General features: G+C 62.9%; 1 protein-coding gene and 4 pseudogenes. All 5 read right to left on the bottom strand.

Annotated features, from left to right (window positions below; genetic code table 11):
- Positions 1 to 96: 96 nt before the first annotated feature.
- Positions 97 to 5,051: pseudogene (locus tag ACCQ12_RS09025) on the bottom strand (hemagglutinin repeat-containing protein); the annotation flags it as partial.
- Between the two features lie 223 nt (positions 5,052 to 5,274).
- Positions 5,275 to 5,580 (bottom strand): hypothetical protein, encoded by a 306-nt coding sequence (locus tag ACCQ12_RS09020; protein WP_047697854.1) that lies wholly within the window; start codon positions 5,578 to 5,580, stop codon positions 5,275 to 5,277.
- Between the two features lie 2 nt (positions 5,581 to 5,582).
- Positions 5,583 to 5,954, bottom strand: a pseudogene (locus ACCQ12_RS09015) (DNA/RNA non-specific endonuclease); the annotation flags it as partial.
- Between the two features lie 1,401 nt (positions 5,955 to 7,355).
- Positions 7,356 to 11,732: pseudogene (locus tag ACCQ12_RS09010) on the bottom strand (hemagglutinin repeat-containing protein); the annotation flags it as partial.
- Positions 11,733 to 11,855: 123 nt separating this feature from the next.
- Positions 11,856 to 19,964: pseudogene (locus ACCQ12_RS09005) on the bottom strand (two-partner secretion domain-containing protein); the annotation flags it as partial.
- Positions 19,965 to 19,989: the final 25 nt, after the last annotated feature.

The following is a 19,989-nucleotide window of genomic DNA, read 5'->3' as shown; positions in this document are numbered from 1 at the left end:
ATCCAGGATGACCAATTCTTTTGCTTCTTGCGGTGTCAATCCATCCGCTTCGGATTTGGCACGCAACGATTCAAGCCGCTGCTTCTGTGCGTTCCCCAAGAAATTGTTCTCCACCGCATTTCCAGCAATCCCACTTCCCACCAGTGCATTCTTCAAGTTGCCGCCCGTCATTCCGCCGGCCAGCGCGCCCACCGCTTGGGAGAGTGCCACGATCAACTGCTTGTCCTGTTCCGGCAGCAGGTTCGGATTGAACTTCCCCGTCACCGGGTCGATGGCACGCGGATCGTCGCCGTAGAGCGTTTTGGTCAAGTATTGTGCGGCCAGCTCGCCACTGGCGCCTGCCAGGGCACCGCCTGCCACGGAGCCGCCGTTGACCTGCGCAAGGACTGCTCCCAGGACTGCATGCGATAAGCCCTGCAAAACGGCATTGGGATCGCTGCCGTGGCTTCCATCGAAGGTCTTGCCAATCAGCTGCGCAGCGTAAGGTGCCAATGCATTGGTGGCGACCTGGCCAGCACTTTGGCCGGAAACGCCGCCCACCACCACCGTTGTCACCGCCTGCAACGCTCGGCTGTAGTCGCCGCCGATGCCCCACTGTTGTTGCGATGTGTAGGCCGCGCTGTACTCGGGACTGTTCTGCAGCATTTCCCGCTGTTTGTCGGCAGTACTCAAGCCCGCGAATCGGTCCGCCTCTTCAGGGCTTAAACTTCCTTTGTACTGTGCCTCTGCCTCATTGACCTTCCTATCTGCACTGGCTGCAATGTCATCGCCAATCTGCTTGGCGGTGCTCATCACCGTGCCGGTCGCAGCCGCCATTGCCTGTTGCTCGCCCAGGATCTTGCGCACGTCCGGCAGCGCCGCTACCGCTTCGTGGGCAGCGCTGGCATCGGTGTTGATGCCCAGAGCCGCTGCCGTGGTGGTCTTGCCGCCGATCTTGATGGTGCCTTCTGTCAACGTGGCGCGGGTCAGCGTGGTGTCGCTGCCACTCTGCATGACCGGGATGCCGGGGTTGAAGCTGCTGTAGTTGGCCTCGCCGTAGTTACCGTTGACGATGTTGTGGCCGATGTCCCTGAACTGATTGCCCACGCTTTGCTGCACGGGCTTGCCGTTCGCATCGGTCTCGCCTTCGCCGGTGCTTCCGATACCACCACTGATCGCCGCCGACACGGTGCTGTAGTCCATCCGATTTTTCAGATCGGTGAACGTCAGCGAGTCGGCGGTCAGTTCGCTGGCACCGGCATTGGTGCTGGCGATCGCGCCGCCGATCAGGTTCACATTGCCGGCGGTGACGTGATAGCCACCGTTGCCCGCAAACAAGCCCGACTGCTCAACGACACCGAGGTAGTTGCCGTTAGCCTTGGCGCCGCTTGCGTAGCCGCTGGCATCCCAAGCGGTACCCGCTGAGACCTGCACCCGGCCACCGACACTGCTTTCCTTGGACTGGATGTCGAGCTTGTCCTGCAACGATTCGATGGTGAGGTCGCCACCAACCTGTGCATCGATCCGGTCGCCCTTGACCACCGCGCCACGCAGTGTGGTGTCGCCCTCAGAGTTGAGGACGATGTCCTGGCCGGCGAGTTGTGTGTTCTGCCAGGTGCTGCCGTCCACGTTGGACTTGTGGCTACCCGCACTGGCTTGCACATAGGCATAGACACCGGTCTGTGCGCCCACCGAGGCACCCACACCCACTTCGAAGCCGGCATTACTGCCCTTGCTCTGCTCGGTGTTGCTGGAGTTGCCGGCTTCCAGCACCAGATCGCGTGCCGAATCCAGGCTTAGTGTGTCGCCGGCCTTGAGGTTGCCCTGCACGATGCGCAGGTCGCCTTCGGTGGTCTTCAAACTCACATTGCCACCGCCGGTGATGGTGGAGCCCTGCGAGAGTTGGCTGGCGCTGCTGAAGCTGCTTTCGCTGGTGGCAAAGCCGACGCCGGCTTCCACGCTGAGCAGCGAGCCACTTTGAACAGCCTTCGCCGTTTGATAGGCATTTGCCGCTGCCGCCATGCCCTGCATCGCCCCCAGGCGTCCATCGGACTTGCGTGCATCGTCCACATTGTTGATCAGATCGATCAGCGGCGATTTGATGCGCGCGAAGGCGCCGATCTTGAGGTCATCGTCCTGCTGCGAGGCGGAATTGCTGGTATTGGCGGTCAGCAACTGGATCGAGGCGGCGGTGATGTCCACATCCTTGGCAGCGACCACATTGCTGGCCGACTGCGTGTACGCACCGCCAGCCGTCAGGCTGACATTGCCGCCCAAGCTGCCGACGTTGCTGGCCACCTGAGAGACTTGCGCATTGTCGTCGGTGTGGTTCTTCTTGTTGTAGCCGGCAAAGCGCTCGGTGTCGGAGATGACCACCGTGCCGATGCCCTTGCTGGTGGACTGGTTGGCATTGCCCAGGATGTCCTGCCCGCTCTGGATGGTCAGGTCGCCGGCCGCACGCATGCTGACATTGCCTTGGGCTGCGATGTTGCTTGCAGTCAGTGCAATGTCGCCCTGGGTGGTGGTCAGGCTGGCGTTGCCGCCCACCGACAACTGGGTGCCGGTGATGGTGTCGGTCTGCCCGCTGCCGGTGCCTTGCTGGTTGTAATTTCCATACGGCAAGCCGGCGGCATTGTTGAAGCCCCAGCCCTTGCCGTTGCTGGCATTGCCGCTGGATTGGGTGTTGTGCGCAACGTCGAGCACGATGTCCTTGCTGGCCAGCAGCAGCGCGTTGCCTTCGGCCGACATCTGCGTGCCCTGGCTGGTGATCGAACCGTCGCTGGCGAGCAGCGTGAGATTGCCGCCGGCTGCCAGTTGGCTGACCCGCGCGTCGCTGGTGCTTGCGTTCTGCGCTGCATTGGAGCGATGGCTGCTGGCCTGGATAACCACCGGGGTGATCGCGGCCATCGTACCGGCCGCGGCGCCTTCGGCATCGCGGCTGATCTTGCTCATGGTCGAGCCGGTATCGACCATGTTCTTGGTGGTCGAATCGCGGGCGCTGCGGTAAGAGGCGCCCGGGTCGTAGGTCACGCCGATCGAGAAGCCATTCGACTTGCTTGACTGACTGGCGTCGTTATCGACCGTGTCCTGGCGTGCCAACAACGCGATGTCCTTGGCCGCCAGGGTCAGATCCTTGCCCGCTCCGATATCCGAGGCGGCAATGGTCAGCTGGTTGCCTGCGCTGACGACCAGATTGCCATCGGTCGAGCCAACCGACGAGGCGACCTGGGTGACCGAGTCGGTCGAGTTCTGGCTGTTGCTACGCGCGTGGCTGTAGCCAATGCTCGCCACGCCGCCACCGATGCTGCCAGTCAGGCCCGAGCGTTTCTGGCTAAAGCTATGCGCTGCGCTGCTGGTGTCCTGCGCGGACTCGATGGTGACGTTGTTGCCTGCTCCAGGCGCACATCGCCATCAGCGAGGATGGTCGAGCCGACCACCGCCACGTCGTTGCCAGCCGAGATGTTGACCGACTCACCGCTCAGCGCGGTACCGATGGCAAGCGTGTCGTGCCACTCATCATGCGTGGTCGTAGTCTTGCTGCTGAACGTGCCCTTCTTCTTCTTGGTCATGTCCTGCACGGCACCGTGCTGCTCGCTGGCGGCGAGCAGGTTGACGTCGTTGCCGGCGGCCAGGGTGATGCCGCCGTCCTTGGTGGCGGCCGATGCGGCAGTCAGGGTGATGTCGTTGCCCGCCTGCATGGCGAGGTTGCCACCGGCACTGAACTCGGTGCCGTGGACGGTTTCGTCGCGGGTGCTGGTGGTTTGCTTGAAGCGCTTGCGCGTCTCCAATGTAGTGCTGGTGTCCACCGTGGTCAGGGTGCTGGCGTTGATGTCGTTGCCGGCGCTGATGCCTAGGCCCTTGCCTGCATCGAGCTTGGCAGCGACCAGATTGACGTCGTTGCCGGCGCTGAGGATCAGGTTGCCGCCGGCAGTGAGCGCCTGTTGGTCGATGGTTTGCGTAGTGGTCGTGGTAGTGACGCGGGTCTTGCCGTTGCGCGAGTTGTAGCTGTTGGTCTCGCTGTCGTTGAGCACGGACTCGACATTGAGGTTGTTGCCTGCTGCGGCGATCAGATCACCGCCCGCCTTGACCTCGGCCTGGCGGATGGTCAGGTCGTTGCCGGCGGTCAACTGCAGGCTGTCGCCGGTGCTGATGTTGGTGCGCGCGGCGACTTTGCCATCCAGGCCGGTGGTGGGAGTCAGCGAGAGGTTGTTACCTGCCAGCAGTGCAGCGCTGCCACCTGCTGCGATGGTCACCCCATGCAGTTGCAGGTCATTGCCTGCGGAGACGATCAGGTCCTTACCGGTGGTGATCGAGACAGCATCACCGCCACGGAGCAGGCCATTGTCGTTGCGCAAGGCGCTGGGTGTGAGGCTGAGGTTGTTGCCTGCAATCAACGCCGCACTGCCGCCCGCCTGCACGCGGGTGCCGGTCAACGTCATGTCGTTGCCGGCCATCAGTTGCAGAGTGTTGCTGGCGGTTATACCCGACAGGATGCCGACGCCATTGATGGCCTTGGCCGCTTCGCTGACCAGGTTGTTGCCGGCGACCAATGCGACATCGCGGCCCTGTATCTGGCCTTGATTGAGCAAGTCGTTACGCGCTTCCAGCGCCACGGTGCCGGTACCGCTGATACGGCCCTGGTTGAGCAGGTTGCCGGCGGTGATGCTGACGTCGGCGCCGGCAATGACGCCCTGGTTGCTCATGGAATTGCTGGCGTTGAGCTCGACGTTGCCGCCGGCAATCAAGGCACCATTGCCACGCAGCTGCAGCGAGTTGGAGGCCAGGTAGACCACCGGCACCAGCACCTTCTGGCCCTGGTAGTCCTGCTCCACCATCCACACGATGTCTTGCGTGAGCGCAGCAGCCTGCGCGGCGGTGAGGCCCACGCCCATGCTCAGCTGCAGCTGGCCTGCAGCAGCCACACCGGACTCGAGCAAGGCGCGGTACTGCGCCACGCCGTCGGCGTAGTTGCCCAGGTAACGGCGGCCCGTGAGCTGGGTGATCTGGTCCAGCACCAGGCGCTGCTCATAGAAGCCATCGCCCAGGCGGATCTGGGTCCACTCCGGGTCCACGCCCAGCTTGTCCAGCAGGAAGTCGCTGCTGATGAAGTTGTCGTAGTTGACGAAGCGCGGATCGGTCTCGATCAGGTAACGAAGGCCCGGGCCATTGCTGATTACCAGTTGCAAATATTCAGATTGATATCTTTTTGAATAACCTCACCCCCACATTTCACCCACCTCTTCTTCTTGAAGCTTGAGCTAATATCCTAAAGATGATAATGAACCTCCGCGAAGTTTAACTATATTTAAACTTCACCTTGACTTGCTCATCAGCGGTAAATGAAATCACGAAAGAATTCCAAAAATCTCCGCGCTGACTAGCGCTATCCTTCAATGATTTCACCAAACCATATATTAACGAATTATTTATCGAATAGTTGCTTTGATCAACTTCCGCGCCATTTAACTTAACAACGAGAGACGTATCGATGTATCCATCGCCGAGGATAACCTCATATTCTAATTGATCGTAATCTCCTAACATCCCATCCCGAACCACGTTGAATAATTTATTTAACAACTCTATATCTTTAGTAATCATGCTTATTTATCTAGAGGAATTTTATTCGGCTCGTTTTCGAAAACCCTTGTTTTAACTTTACCATCAATCGTGTATGTGACGCTCAAAGTATCTGGCCGGGATGAATTAGGATTAGCTCTTTCAAACTTTATTGTCGTCGGCCCAACCACTTTCCCGGGATCGTTCAACGCTTTTTTTATTTCATTTTCATAAAACACTTTATAAGCCGAGTTATTAAAATTAGCATTCTGCGGGAAGAGATTATATCCGTCACACGATCCACCCTGGCTACAAGCCTGGGCATGTCCTCCAACGTCAGTATCACGACCTTCCCTACCTGCTGCTGTCTGCCTTGAATCACGTGGGACCTTTACATTGGAAGGCGTAAATGTCAACTCCTCAACTTGGCCGGCAGCGTTTGTCTTGAACGAATTTCCGTTATCGAGAACATAGTGAGTATTAGGACTTCTTGCTGCCGGATTATTCAGAATATCGAACTCAGCCGTCCCCTTAACTGCGCCATTGGAATTAATCCTGATACTTTGCGTATTATTGGAGATATCATTAAGCGCGCTCTTCGCATCTTTGGCTGAATCTATCTTTCCACCGATGCCCTGCGCACTCTCAAGAAGGCTATTGGCTGCCTTCCCTGTACTGATAACGCCGATAACAGACGCCATCGAATCGACGCCCATGCCTGCCATCAGACTGGTAGCAGGCCGTACCGATTGCAGCTGCTGCTCGCCCTGAGCCCCTAAGCCATAAGTCCCAATAAAATTTCCAAACGGATCAACGAGATACTGCTGTTTCTTGTTCAGCAAGAACTCGCCTGGCGCAGAGTTTTCGAACAGCGTACTCGCAACGGTCTTGACCGGGCCGCCAGCTGCCGCCATCGCGACGTAAGCGAGCGCCAATGCTGTGTCTTGGCCCAGCCAGTTGCTTGCTTTCTCAACGCCTCGCCCACCACTCTCGATGACCCCACTGACCAGCTGACCGGCGTGCAGTAGCCCCCCGGACGATTTACCGACTACCTCTACTGCTGGAAGCTTCTCGGCACTTCCAATAGCAGCGAGAGGCTGTCCATCAAGATCGATGCTTTGCGCGCCTTCAACATAGACCTTACCCAGCAGCCCGAGAACCGACTTCTGATCCACCATGTCCAGCGCACTGAAACTCTTGCCGAATTCCCTCTGCGCCGATGCTTCAACCAGCGCCATACCGGCCATGTTGTTGGCGACGCCAGGCGTTGTCAGCGCCGCCGCAAGGCTGGCCGGATCTGCACCATTCTTGATTGCCTCGTTGATCAGCGTACGCATGCCTTGCAACAGGGCTTCGTCACCGCCGGCCATCGCGCGCAGAGCGTCGGAGGCCAGCAGCTGTCGCTTACCGTCCCGGTAGTCGTAATAGCCATACTGCTGAGAGGTGTTGGCAGCGATGGCACCCGACGTGGCATCGCCCAACAGACCACCGGCGATCAGACCCAAGCCAATGCTGGCCAGGTTCATCGCCCCTTCGTGGGCAATACCATCGCCATCCACACCTTTGTTGATGCTTGCTGATAGCTTGGTCAGGAATCCTTCGTTGGCAGCCACACCAGCTGCAGCACTGAGGGCACTGCCCCCGCCAAGGCTCGCTTGGAACACGCCTGCTAGTACCTGCGTTGCCATCTTGGCGTTACCGCCATCGGACCACTGTTTAAGGCTGGATTGAGCGGAATCACGCCGCGCCATTGCTGCCGCACGCTCTTCATCGGTTGTGGCAGCCTGATAGTCATCGGCTGCGGCTCTTAGCTCTTCTGTTGCCGCGTCACGTCGTGCAGCAATCACTTCCTTGGCAGTACGGAATCCGACTTCCCCTGCAACCTGGCTCAGCTCGATCTGTTCCTGCAACTTGTTCGTATCGATCGCCTTGACACTATTGCCCTCGAGCACTGAAGCGCTGCGTTCCAAGCCTTCCAGGGCGCTGAAATCCTTGCTACGTATGTCAATAGCACCAGCAGCAATATCACTACGAGTAGTACTTGTTGCATTACTGTTGGCGCTACCCAGAGCGCTAAGCCCTGCACTGGCGGCCGATTGCGCTAACCCGGCACCACTGGTTCCCGCGCCCACACCGATGTTAGACGCCTTTGCCTTGGCTTCGTTTTGAAGAGCATCTACCGTCAAGCTTTCCGTGGACAGGCGATTGAGCACCGCATCCGCCGTGCTTGCAATGGCGCCGCCAACGAGGTGCGTATTGCCGCCAACACTGATGTCGAACCCACCATTGCCGGCCTGAATGCCGCTCTGTTCGTTGACACTCGTGTAGCTACTATTGACCTTCTGCTGACTGTAATTCGCGCTACTGCCGCTAAAGCCCCACACCAACGTCATGCCCGCCTGTTGCTGCTTGCTTTTGTAGTCGCTGGTGTCTTGCTCACTTTGTATCAGCAGGTCACCGCCGACATCGGCCAGCACTTTGTCGCCGATTGCTTGTGCGCCCTTGATCGTGGTGTCGTTGCCACTGATCAACGTCAAACTGTCGTTGGCGGTCACCACGCTCTCAGCGTGTAAGTCACTATTGCCCTTGGCACTACCTTTGCCCGCATAAGCAGTGAGATACACACCTGTGGTCGTACCAACGCTGACACCGATCTCGCCACCCGCGTTCTTGTTCTCCGACTTGTTGGTGTTGGTCTCCAAATTGCTCAGCAAGTTGAGGTCGTTCGCTGCAGAGAGCGCGACATTTTCACCATTGATCTTGCTACCGATGACATTCAGGTCACCGCCCGTCGCTGCGATGGTGACGTTTCCATCACTCAGGATGCGGCTACCGCCAGTGGTTTCCTCATGCGTGGTCGTCTTGCTCGACGCACTGCTTGCGCCGATCCCGATGCGTAGACTCACCCCCCCCATACTGCTGCCAGCGGCCGCAGCGGCCTGATACTCGGCCACGCCATCGCTGACTGCATATCCTGCTTTGGCGGAGTAAAGTGCCTTTAGACGATCGTCTTCTACCTCCGAACCACGTTTGGTCGCGCTATAGGCCGCTTCCGCCGCAGCCACTACCCCACCGGTCAATCCCAAGGTGATGCCTGCACTCTGCTGCTTGGATGTCTGCACCGTGTCCACGGTGTTTTCCGCCGCGGCGATGGTGACTTCCTTACCCACGATGGTAGTGCTGGTAGCGCTCAGCACGTCACTGCCGGTAATGGCTACCTTGTTGCCAGCAGTCATCGTCACCGAGCCGTCGGTGCTGCCGATCAGGCTACCGCTGTTGGTGACCTCGGTGACGTCCAAGCCGTCGGTTTTCTTGGTGACGCCCAAAGCGACGCTGAATCCGCCGCCGCCGTAGAGGCCGGACTTCTTGACGGTCTTCTCATGCTCTTCGCTGTGCGTGTTCTGCACCGTGTCCAACGTGAGGTTGTTGCCAGCGGCCAACACCACATCGCCGGTGCTGGCGACCTGTGCGCCTTGCGACAGCAGATCGTTACCCGCCGCAATCTGCACGGTGTCGCCACTGAGCGTGGTGGTGACCGCCACGTTGTCGTGCCACTCGTCATGCGTCGTCGTGGTCTTGCTGCTGAACGTGCCCTTCTTCTTCTTGGTCATGTCCTGCACGGCGTCGTGCTGCTCGCTGGCGGCGAGCAGATTGACGTCGTTGCCGGCGGCCAGTGTGATGCCGCCGTCCTTGGTGGCGGCCGATGCAGCGGTGAGGGTGATGTCGTTGCCCGCCTGCATGGCGAGGTTGCCACCGGCACTGAACTCGGTGCCATGGACGGTTTCGTCGCGGGTAGCGGTGGTCTGCTTGAAGCGCTTGCGCGTTTCCTGGACATCACTGGTGTCCACCGTGGTCAGCGTGCTGGCGTTGATGTCGTTGCCGGCGCTGATCCCCAAGCCCTTGCCTGCATCGAGCTTGGCAGCGACCAGATTGACGTCGTTGCCGGCGCTGAGGATCAGGTTGCCGCCGGCAGTGAGCGCCTGTTGGTCGATGGTTTGCGTAGTGGTCGTGGTAGTGACGCGGGTCTTGCCGTTGCGCGAGTTGTAGCTGTTGGTCTCGCTGTCGTTGAGCACGGACTCGACATTGAGGTTGTTGCCGGCTGCAGCGATCAGATCGCCGCCTGCCTTCACTTCGGCCTGGCGAATGGTCAGGTCGTTGCCGGCAGTCAATTGCAGACTGTCGCCGGTGCTGATGTTGGTACGCGTGGCGACCTCGCCATCCAAGCCGGTGGTGGGACTCAGCGAGAGGTTGTTACCTGCCTGCAGTGCAGCGCTGCCACCTGCTGCGATGGTCACGCCATGCAGTTGCAGGTCATTGCCTGCGGAGACGATCAGATCCTTGCCGGTGGTGATCGAGACAGCATCGCCGCCACGCAGCAGGCCGTAGTCGTTGCGCAAGGCGCTGGGTGTGAGGCTGAGGTTGTTGCCTGCAATCAACGCCGCACTGCCGCCGGCCTGCACGCGGGTGCCGGTCAGCGTCATGTCGTTGCCGGCCATGAGTTGCAGGGTGTTGCTGGCGGTGATGCCGGACAGGATGCCCACGCCATTGACGGCATTGGCCGCTTCGCTGACCAAGTTGTTGCCTGCCAGCAGTGCCACGTCGCGGCCCTGGATCTGCCCTTGGTTGAGCAGGTCGTTACGTGCTTCCAGCGCCACGCTACCGGTGCCGCTGATGCGGCCCTGGTTGAGCAGATTGCCGGCGGTGATGCTGACGTCGGCGCCGGCAATGACGCCTTGGTTGCTCATGGAATTGCTGGCGTTGAGCTCGACGTTGCCGCCGGCAATCAAGGCACCATTGCCACGCAACTGCAGCGAGTTGGAGGCCAGGTAGACCACCGGCACCAGCACCTTCTGGCCCTGGTAGTCCTGCTCCACCATCCACACGATGTCTTGCGTGAGTGCAGCCGCCTGGGCGGCAGTTAGGCCAACGCCCATGCTCAGCTGCAGCTGGCTTGCAGCAGCCACACCGGACTCGAGCAAGGCGCGGTACTGCGCCACGCCGTCGGCGTAGTTGCCCAAATAACGACGACCCGTGAGCTGGGTGATCTGGTCCAACACCAGGCGCTGCTCATAGAAGCCATCGCCCAGGCGGGTCTGGGTCCACTCCGGGTCCACACCCAGCTTGTCGAGCAGGAAGTCGCTGCTGATGAAGTTGTCGTAGTTGACGAAGCGCGGATCGGTCTCGATCAGGTAACGACGGCCCGGGCCATTGCTGCGCCAGGCGTTGATGCCGCCCAAGCCGGTGGCTGCGCGGCCCATCGCCGTGCGATCGGTTGCCGTGCCGTTGGACAGGCGATACAGCCCACCGATGGGCAGATCGATCTGCGTCAACGAGGTCTGCCCACCGCCAACGATGTTGGTCACGGGAATGGTGGCGGGATCGATGCGCGTGCGGGTTTCGTTTCCACCCGCCGTGACACCGGTGCCGGCGGCGGTGGTCTGCACATTCGTCTGATCGACGGTGCTACGCACCAGGCCGCTGTCGTTGGACATGACCGGTGCGACCGACATCTTGACGATGCCGCTCGACGTGCCCAGCGTTGCGTCCTGGGTGTTGGCGCCGACTTGCGTGCCTGCGCTGCCGTTAGTGCCGGTGGCAACACGGATGCTGCTCGCGCCGCCATTGGCGCGACCGATGACTGCCTGCTGACCCGCGCTCGCTGCGCCCTGCGTGCCGCGGCCGCTCAGACTGCCTCGCGCCCCGACTGGGGCCAGCGATGCGCCGCTGACCGCACGCCCGTCGATACCAACCGCGCCATTGCTGATGTTCGCGCCGTTGATGCTGACGCCTTGGTTGCCAGTAATGCTGGCACCTAGGGCGGTATAGCTTCTATCTAAAGTTCCTGATCCTATCTCAACCTGCTGGACACTATAAGTACATCCTCGATTTTCTATTCCTTGCCCGCAATCGCTATTCTCATCCAGGACGTAGCTTTCTTCGACATCCACATAGTTTGTGGTCTGCTTTAGAGCAAGTGAATCGTTAAATACTGCCTCTTGACCCGTATAAACATGGTCAGCAATTCCACCGACACCTCTTGTGTTTAAGAAAAGATTAGCTCCGGCAGCTACCGCGGACGCGAAGTTTCTCAAAGTGCCCGATATAGCCAAGTTTCCGCCTGATGCAATCCGGCTTTCGGAGCTTGCACTGATCAGACGCTCTTGCTCTCTCACGTCATAGACCCGATAAGAGCCTAACGGTATCGAGTATCCAATATTCTCTCCGCGCGGATTTTCAGGAATTGGCTGCTTAGGGGTCAACTCTTCGATTGGCAAGGCAGCGTTAGCTGCTGCACGCTCCGCATCAGACAGCGGCCCCGTCACAGCATTGACCACCCGGCGACGATTATTAATCTGGCCAGCCGCCATCAAGACATCCCCATCCGCCTCAATACTGCCAGAGAGGTTATTCACCACGCCCGTACGCGCTACCAGCGTGCCACCACCATCCTGCGCACCACCAATCGCGATACTGCCCAGGCTGAAGATGCGCGCATCGCGGTTGAGCAGCTGGTCGCGCACGATCAGGCTCATGTTGCCGGTGGAACCGAGCAAGGCCGAACCATAGGCGGCGTTGTCGGTCGCACCGCCGAAATCGGCGCCGTTGACCAGCGTGCCGGTATTTATCGAGACATTGCCGCCGACGATGCTGCCGGTGTTGTAAACGCTGTTGGCGACGAGCGACAACGCGCTGTTGCCGGAAATGCTGCCGGCGTTGTCGATGACGTTGCCGCCGTTGAGACGGGTGTCGCTGGACAGGATGTTGGCACCGGCGCGATTGGTGATGCTGCCGGCGATGATATCCAGCGTGCGTGCGGCCTTGAGCGTGGACTCGTTGACCAGATTGCCGCCCACGTGCAGGTTGAAGTTTCCGTTGCTGACCAGGTCCGCGCCAGCGCGATGCGTGTAGTCGCTGCGCAGGGTCAGGTCGAGCAGGTTCTGCGCCAGGATGCTGCCGCCGCCGTCGAAGCCCACGGTATCGATCACCACATCGCCAGCACCGCCCGTCGTGCTGCCGGCGCCGATCTGGCCGCCGGCATTGCTGAGGCTTTGCAGATTCAGGCGGACCGCCTGTTCGGCCTTGATAGTGCCGTTGCGGTTATCCAGCGAGGCACCCGCACGCTGCAGAAGGAAGTTGGCACCGGCATAGACCCTGCCGCCCTGATTGTTCAGTGCATTGGTGCCCGCAATCAGGTCGCCGCCGGCAACCAGTTGGCCGCCGGTGTTGGCGATGCTGGCCGCATCGATCACCACGCTGCCACGGCCACCCAGATTGCCGCCGGTGTTGGTCAACGCACCACCAGTAGTGATACGGGTCAGGCCACCGCCATTGCTAACGATACTGCCTTGGGTGTTGTCGATCAGCCCGCCGGAGGCGGTCAGCGTGTTGCCGGCATCGAGCTGGCCGCCGCTGTTGAGCAGCGCGCCGGTGACGGCCACGTTGAGGTCGCGGCCCGCACTGAGCTTGCCGCCTTGATGATTGTCCAGTTGGCCGCGCGCGGTAATGCCGAGATCGCGCCCTGCCTGCAGGCTACCGGTACTGCTGATGTTTTCTGCAGTGATCACCGCGTCGGTGCTGGCACCGATGATGCCGCTGCCATTGTCCAGGCCACGATTGAGCTCGACGCGCATGCTGCCGCCCGTGCCGCCGCTGGTCACTGCCTGCGCCGTGCCGCCGCTGTTGCTGAGGCTGTCGGCACGCACTGTCAACGCGCCGCCGCTGGCCTGCAGCAGGCCGCTACGGTTGTCGACAGTCCCCCCGCTCTGCACGCTCAATCCGCGTGCGGCGACCGAGCCACCGACGTTATTGAGGCTGGCCGCGGTCAGCGTTGCATCGCCAGCAGCGGCAACCGTGCCGTTCTGATTGTTCAAGCCACCGCTGGCGCCGATGTTGAGCACGCCCTGGGTGACGATGCGCCCGCCGACATTTCCCAACGCGCCGCGGCTGGTCACCGCCGCGGTGCCGGTGCCCGCGTGCTCGATCCGCCCCTGCGCATTCTCCAGGCTCGCGGCCGTGACCGTGAGGTCCTGACCGTTGCTGGCCAGGGTTCCGCCGGTGTTGTCGAATGCGCCGCCGATGCTGACGCGGGTCGCACCGCTGCCGCTCTGTACCATGCGGCCGCCCGCATTGTTCAAGCTGCCGCCATCGAGACCGAGTTGCGTGGCCTGCAATTGGCCGCCGACACCATTGAGGCGGCCGTTATCGATGCTCCCCCCGGCCTGCACGGTCAAGGTGCCGCCTGCAAGCAGATCGCCGCCGCGATGATCGAGGCTTCCGGCAGTGGTGAGGGCCACGTTGCCGGTTGCGCGCGTGCTGGCACCTGCCAGCTGCAGCCCAGCGCCCTGGGCAACCAGATTGCCACCTGCCAGCAGCCGGCCGGAGGCGCTCAACTGACGATCGGCGATCAGGCTCAAGGTGCTCCCGGCACCCAGATTGCCATCGCTGGCGATGCCCGCACCCACGGTGCCGGCGATGCCGATCTCGCCTGCGCGCAGGCTCAAGTTGCCTGCTGCCGTGGTCTGGCCCGCGTTTTCGATACGTGCGCCCTGCAGGCCCACTGTGGCGCCGGTGACGACGCCTTGCTGACGCAGCACCGTCTCGCTTGCCAGCGTGATCTGTTGACCCGATAGCTGGCCTGCAACGGTGAGGTCGTTCTTCGCGCGTAGATCCAGCACGCTGCCCGCACTGAGTGTGCCGCTCTGCGCCAACGTCCCGTCGGTCTGTGCGGAGAATGCGCCAGCCGCGGCAAGACTGCCGCCGAGCTGCAGGTTACCGCGGCTGATCAAGGCGACATCGCCACGCTCGCTCCCCAGCTGGCCACTACTGCTCAGCTGGCCGGCTTCCACCCGCAGGCCGTTGCCGCCGATCAGATCGCCGCGGTTATCCACCGCACCCGATGCAGTCAACCCCAGGCGCTGCAGGCCGTAGGCCTGGCCGGTCTGGCGCAGCGCGCCGACGCCGAGCGTCAGTTGATTGCCTGCACGTAGTGCGCCGGCATTGTCGAGCAACCCTGCAATGGTCAGCGTGGTATCGCCTTGCGCGAGCAACACGCCGGTAGCTGTATTGCTTGCGCTGGCAGCGGTGACGCTCAGGCTTTGGCCGGCGACCACCTGTGCTGCATTGGTCAGTGCGCCTGCCGCGCTCAGCAGCACCGCACGATCGGCCTGGGCCACTCCGGCAACTGCCAGGTTGCCGGTACTGCGCAGAGCGATATTTGTCGCCGCATCCAGTGCGCCGCGGCTGTCGATCGCCGCGCCGTCCAGGCTGATCGCGCCACCGCTCTGCAGCACGGCGCCCTGTCCGGTAGTGACGGTGGCGCCGCGCAGCGTTGCGTCGCCGCCGGTGGCGGCCTGTGCGTTGAATGCCAGGGTGCGCTGCGCCTGCAGATCGAGTTGCGCGGCCGACTGCAGCGTTCCCGCTGCGACGAGGTCGCGGCCGGCGTGCAACGTGACCGATTGCGCCTTGAGCGAACCGCCCTGCTGCAGATCGCCTGCTGCGGTTGCCTGCAGCGTGGTTGCCGCGGCCACCACACCTTGCAAGCCGATGTCGCCGCGGCTGGTCAGGGTGACGGTGGAGGTTTCGCTGCCAAGCTGGCCACTGCTTCGCAGACCACCCGCGTCGATCAGCAAGGCGTTCTTGGCGACCAGGCTGCCGCGGTTGTCAACAAGCCCGGTGACGGTTGCGTTCAACGCATTGCCCGCCACTGCAGAACCGCTCTGATCGATGCTGGCGGCAGTGAGGCGAAGGTCGTCACCGCTCTGCACGCTGCCCGCATTCTGCAGTGCGCCAGTGACCAGTGTGACGCTGCCCGTGCCAGCCAGCGCACCCGTCGCCGCGTTGGCGATCGCGCCAGCCTGTACCGAAAGATCGCGGCCTGCAACGACCTGGCTGGCGTTACTCAACACGCCATCGGCGCTGAGCACGACATCGCGATTGGCTTGCGCCACACCCGCCAGGGTAAGCCCGCCGGTGCTGCGCATGCGCAGGTCACTGCCCGCATCGAGCGTGCCGCGGCTATCGATGGCAGCACCGTCCAGGGTGATCAGCCCAGCGCTTTTCACGATGGCGGCGTTGCCGGTGGCGATGCTGGCGCCGCGCAACGCGGCATCGCTGCCCGCCTGCGCCTGGCCGTTCAACACCAGGGCACGCTGCGCTTGCAGATCCAGCGTGGATGTCGCTTGCAGGGTGCCGCCAGCGGTAAGGTCGCGACCAGCCTGCAGGCCGATGGTTTGCGCGCTAAGCGAACCGGATTGCACCAGGTCACCGCCCGCCGTGGCCTGCAGCGCGGTCGCTGCCGACACCACGCCTTGCAGATCGATGCCGTTCTGGCTGGTGAGCGTCAGTGCGCCATTCACCGATCCGAGCTGGCCAGTACTGATGATGCTGCCAGCGGCGATGGTCAGACCCTGGCCCGAAACCAGCTGACCGCGATTGTCGAAGGCGCCGGTCGATGCAATGGACACCGCGTCACCGCTGTACAGGCGACCGCGCTGCAAGAGCGAGCCTGCCGACAGCGCGAGCCCGCGTTCCCCATGCAGATTGCCGCCGTTGTCCAGCACGCCGGCGACATCAAGGCGCAAATCGCGCAACGCGCCAAGCGTGGCATCGGCCATGTTTTCAGCGCTGGCGGCCTGCACGCTGAGGTCGCGGGCTGCCACCACTTGCGCGCCATTGCGCAACGCGCCGTTGGCGGTCAGCGTTACATCGCGCCCGGCCTGGGCAACGCCGGCCAGGGTCAGATCGCCTGCACTGCGCACGCTCAGATCGGTAGCGGCATCGAGCGCGCCACGGCTGTCGATCGCACCGCCATCCAAGGTGATGCCGGCCCCGCTCTTGAGGATGGAGGCGTTTCCAGTCGTCACGGTAGTACCGGCCAGCGCGGCAGGTCCCACAGCCGAGGCCTGCCCATGCAACGCGAGTGCACGCTGTGCCTGAAGATCCAGCACGGAGGCCGACGTCAAGGTGCCATCGACAGTGATATCGCGACCAGCCTGCACCGACACGGACTGCCCATTGAGCGAGCCGGCCTGCTGGAAATCGCTACCGGCAGCAGCACGCAATGCCGTTGCTGCCGAAACGACGCCATCGAGCTGCATGAGGCCCTGGCTGGTCAACGCAACATCGGCACGCTCGCTGCCCAGCTGACCGCTGCTGCGCAAGATGGCTGCGTCGACCTGCATCGCGTCCTTGGCGATCAACGTCCCGCGATTGTCCAGCGTGCCGGCGGCGCCGACATGCATGCTCTTGCCGGCAGACACGCTGCCGCTCTGGTCCAGCGCCGCAGCAGTGAGCTGCACATCGCCACCCGCCTGTATGCGCCCGGCGGTGCTGAGCTGGCCAGCTGTGGTCACGGCTACATCGCCCTCGCCCGCCAGCACGCCAGCGGACAGGTTGTCCAGACGCTGCGCCCGCAGCGCCAGGTCGCGACCGGCAACGATGCGTGCGGCATTGCTGACCGTAGCGCCAGCGGCCAGACCGACATCGCGGCCGCCCTGCACCACGCCGGCCAACTGCAGATCGCCATCGCTACGCATCTGCAGATCGCCGCCGGCGTCCAGCGTGCCGCGGCTGTCGATTGCCGCCGCTTGTACCGTGACGGCACCACCGCCCTGCAGCACCGCGTCCTGGCTCGTGCTCAAGGTGCCGGCGCGCAAGGACGCGTCGCTCCCTGCACGGCCTTGTCCGGCAAACGCCAATGCACCCTGGGCCTGCACGTCCAGGGTGGACGCCGATTGCAGCGAGCCGGTGGCGCTGAGGTCACGCCCGGCCGTCAGGACGATCGCCTGTGCCGTCGTCGATCCGGCCTGCTGCAGGTCTCCACCAGCAGTGGCCTGCAACGTGGTTCCCGCAGCCGTCACCCCTTGCAAGGCCATGTCACCTTGGCTCGCCAGGCGCACCTGGGCCGCCTGGCTGCCAAGCTGCCCAGTGCTGCGCAGACTGCCCGCATCGATCTGCAAGGCGTTGGCGGCCACGACATTCCCGGTGTTGACGAGCGCCCCGGCAACCGACGCCGAGAGCGTATTGCCGGCACCGAGACGGCCGCTCTGGGTCACTGTGTCGGCAGTGATCTGCAGGGCGTTGCCCGCGTACAGGCTGCCCGCGTTGTCCAACGCGCCGGCGGTGGCAACACGCATATCGGCGTCGGACGAGAACACCGCACCCTGGGCATTGCGCAAGACGCCCGCGTCTACCTGCAGTCCGCCAGTGGCGACCACGTTGGCACGATTGTCCAGCGAAGCGCCGGCCCCCAGCGCTGCGTTACCTACGCTCTGTACGGTGCCACCGAGCGACAGGTCGCCGTTGCTTGCGATGCGCAGATCGCCGCCCGCGTCGATCACTCCGTCGTGATCGATCGCCGCGCCACGCATCTGCAGCGCGCCGGCACTGCGCAATTGCCCGCGCTGGCGCAGTGCGCCGCCTGCCGCGAGATCCAAGGCGCCCGTCGACTGCATGATGGCATCGCTGGCCAGCACCCCGCCGGAGGTCACGCTCAGCGCGCCACGCGTGGCCTGCAGGGTGCCGGACACACTGGCATCGCCGCCGCTGCGCAGGCTCACGCTTGCGGCATTGAGGGTCCCTGACACCTGCGCATCGGCACCGGCGTCCACTGCCAATGCCCCTGCCGCCACGGTATTGCCGGCCAGCCGCATGGCGCCGCGGCTGCGTAACGTGGCATCGCCGCGTTGGCTGCCCAGGTCCCCGCGGCTCTCCAGCTGCGCCGCATCCACGGTCAGCGCATTGCCCGCGACCAGCGTGCCGCTGTTGAGCAGGCTGCCTGTCACGGTCGCCTGCACATCGCGCGCGGCGGACAGACTGCCGGCCGCGGTCACCGTGCCGGCCTGAAGACGCAGATCGCGCCCTGCATGGCCGCTACCGTTGGTGTTCAATGCGCCGGCCCGCAAATCCAGGTCGCCGCCCGCAGAGACCGCGCCACGTTGCGCAATGTCGATCACGCCAGCGTTCAGTGCAACCGTCTCCGCAGCGATCAACTGCCCCTGCACCTCCAGGCGACCACCGGCCTGCACGTCCGCGCCCTGCCCGGCTTGTGCGAGCCCGCCCAGGCGCACGGCGTCGCTGCCGACAACGCGCAATGCGGTTGCCGCATCCAGCGTACCGAGTGCATCGATCGCGCCGGCATTCAACGCAATCGCGCCACCACTCTGCAGGATGCCCGACAGTCCGATCCGGTTCGCACGTGCGGTAACGCCCGCGCCGCCGTAAGCCACGCCGGCGCTGCGCAACACGCCGTCGGCGCCCAGCTCCAGCGTGCCGGTGGCATGCAGGCTGCCATCGGCGGCCAGTTCAGAACCGAACAGACGGATCGCTCCTGCGCTGCTACGGCCAACATGATTCAGGGCACCGCTGGCCTGCGCATCCAGTGCGCCAGCAGCCACCAGGTCTCCCGCAAGATTCATGCGCGCAGCCCGCAGGGTCACATCGCCCTGCTGTGAGCCGAGCACACCGCGTTGATCCAGACCGCCGGACGCACGCACGTTCACGCCATCGCGCGCCACGCTGGTACCGCTCAGGCTCACCTGGCCGGCAGTATCGATCTGTAGATCCCCGCTCTGTGCCGCCAGGGTGCCGCGACTGACCACACCAACGCCAGCTTCGGTGGCGATCAGGCGGATGCGGTCGGCATACATGCCGCCCAGCTGCGCCACGTCGATGCCGATCGACGGTGCTGCGCCATCGGTGCCAGGCAACACATCCAGCAGCATGCCGTCGACATTGATACGCCCGGCACCTGCGCTGCCCACCAGTTCCTTGGTCCAGATCGAGCCGTCGACACCGAGTTGCCGCGAGAGCAGATCCAGACGATCCACATTGAATGCGTCCAGGCCGTTGCTACCGATGCTGAGCGCGCCACCGGTGATGGTGAAACCATTCAAGCCGCCATCGCTTCCAAGGTTCGGCGTACCGGTGGTGAGCGTGACGCGCGAGGTATTGAGGAACCCGCAGCCATCGCAGGAAATGCCGTTAGGGTTGGCGATCACCAACTGCGCCTTGGCGCCGGCGATTTCGGTGTACCCCTGCAGCCGGCTGCTCGCCGATGTGACCTCGTTGAGGATCAGCGAAGCAGCACCGCTGCGCTGCAGATTGTTGTTGCCGGCAACGTAACCGCCCAGCTCGGTCTTTGAGATCTGCGCGCTGTTGTTGAGGATCAGCCCGTTCGGGCCGACATTGAAATTGCTGTAGCGATTGTGCGAAATGCCGCGCGCGTTGGGTGCGACGATGTCCACCACCGGCACGCCGTTGGCTGCCACCTGCTGGCCAGGCGTCTGCCCGCCGGGATTGGGGGTGGGTGCGACCTGCGCCCACGCCGGAAACGATGTCCAGGTCACGGTGACGCACAGCATCAGCGCCAGAGCGCGCTTGCTGTATTCGGCCATGTAACCACGCACGCTCATCGCTTCGCTGTCCATCATTTCTCTCTCGCCGCCTGTCGAC

It is taken from the genome of Xanthomonas sp. NCPPB 1068 (genome assembly GCF_041479385.2).
GTDB classification, from domain to species: domain Bacteria; phylum Pseudomonadota; class Gammaproteobacteria; order Xanthomonadales; family Xanthomonadaceae; genus Xanthomonas; species Xanthomonas cannabis.
This window is presented reverse-complemented; position numbering and strand designations above follow the sequence as displayed.

Bases quoted from the DNA above. Each gene is read 5' to 3' on its own strand.
- ACCQ12_RS09020 (WP_047697854.1), bottom strand. From the start codon at position 5,580: ATGATTACTAAAGATATAGAGTTGTTAAATAAATTATTCAACGTGGTT.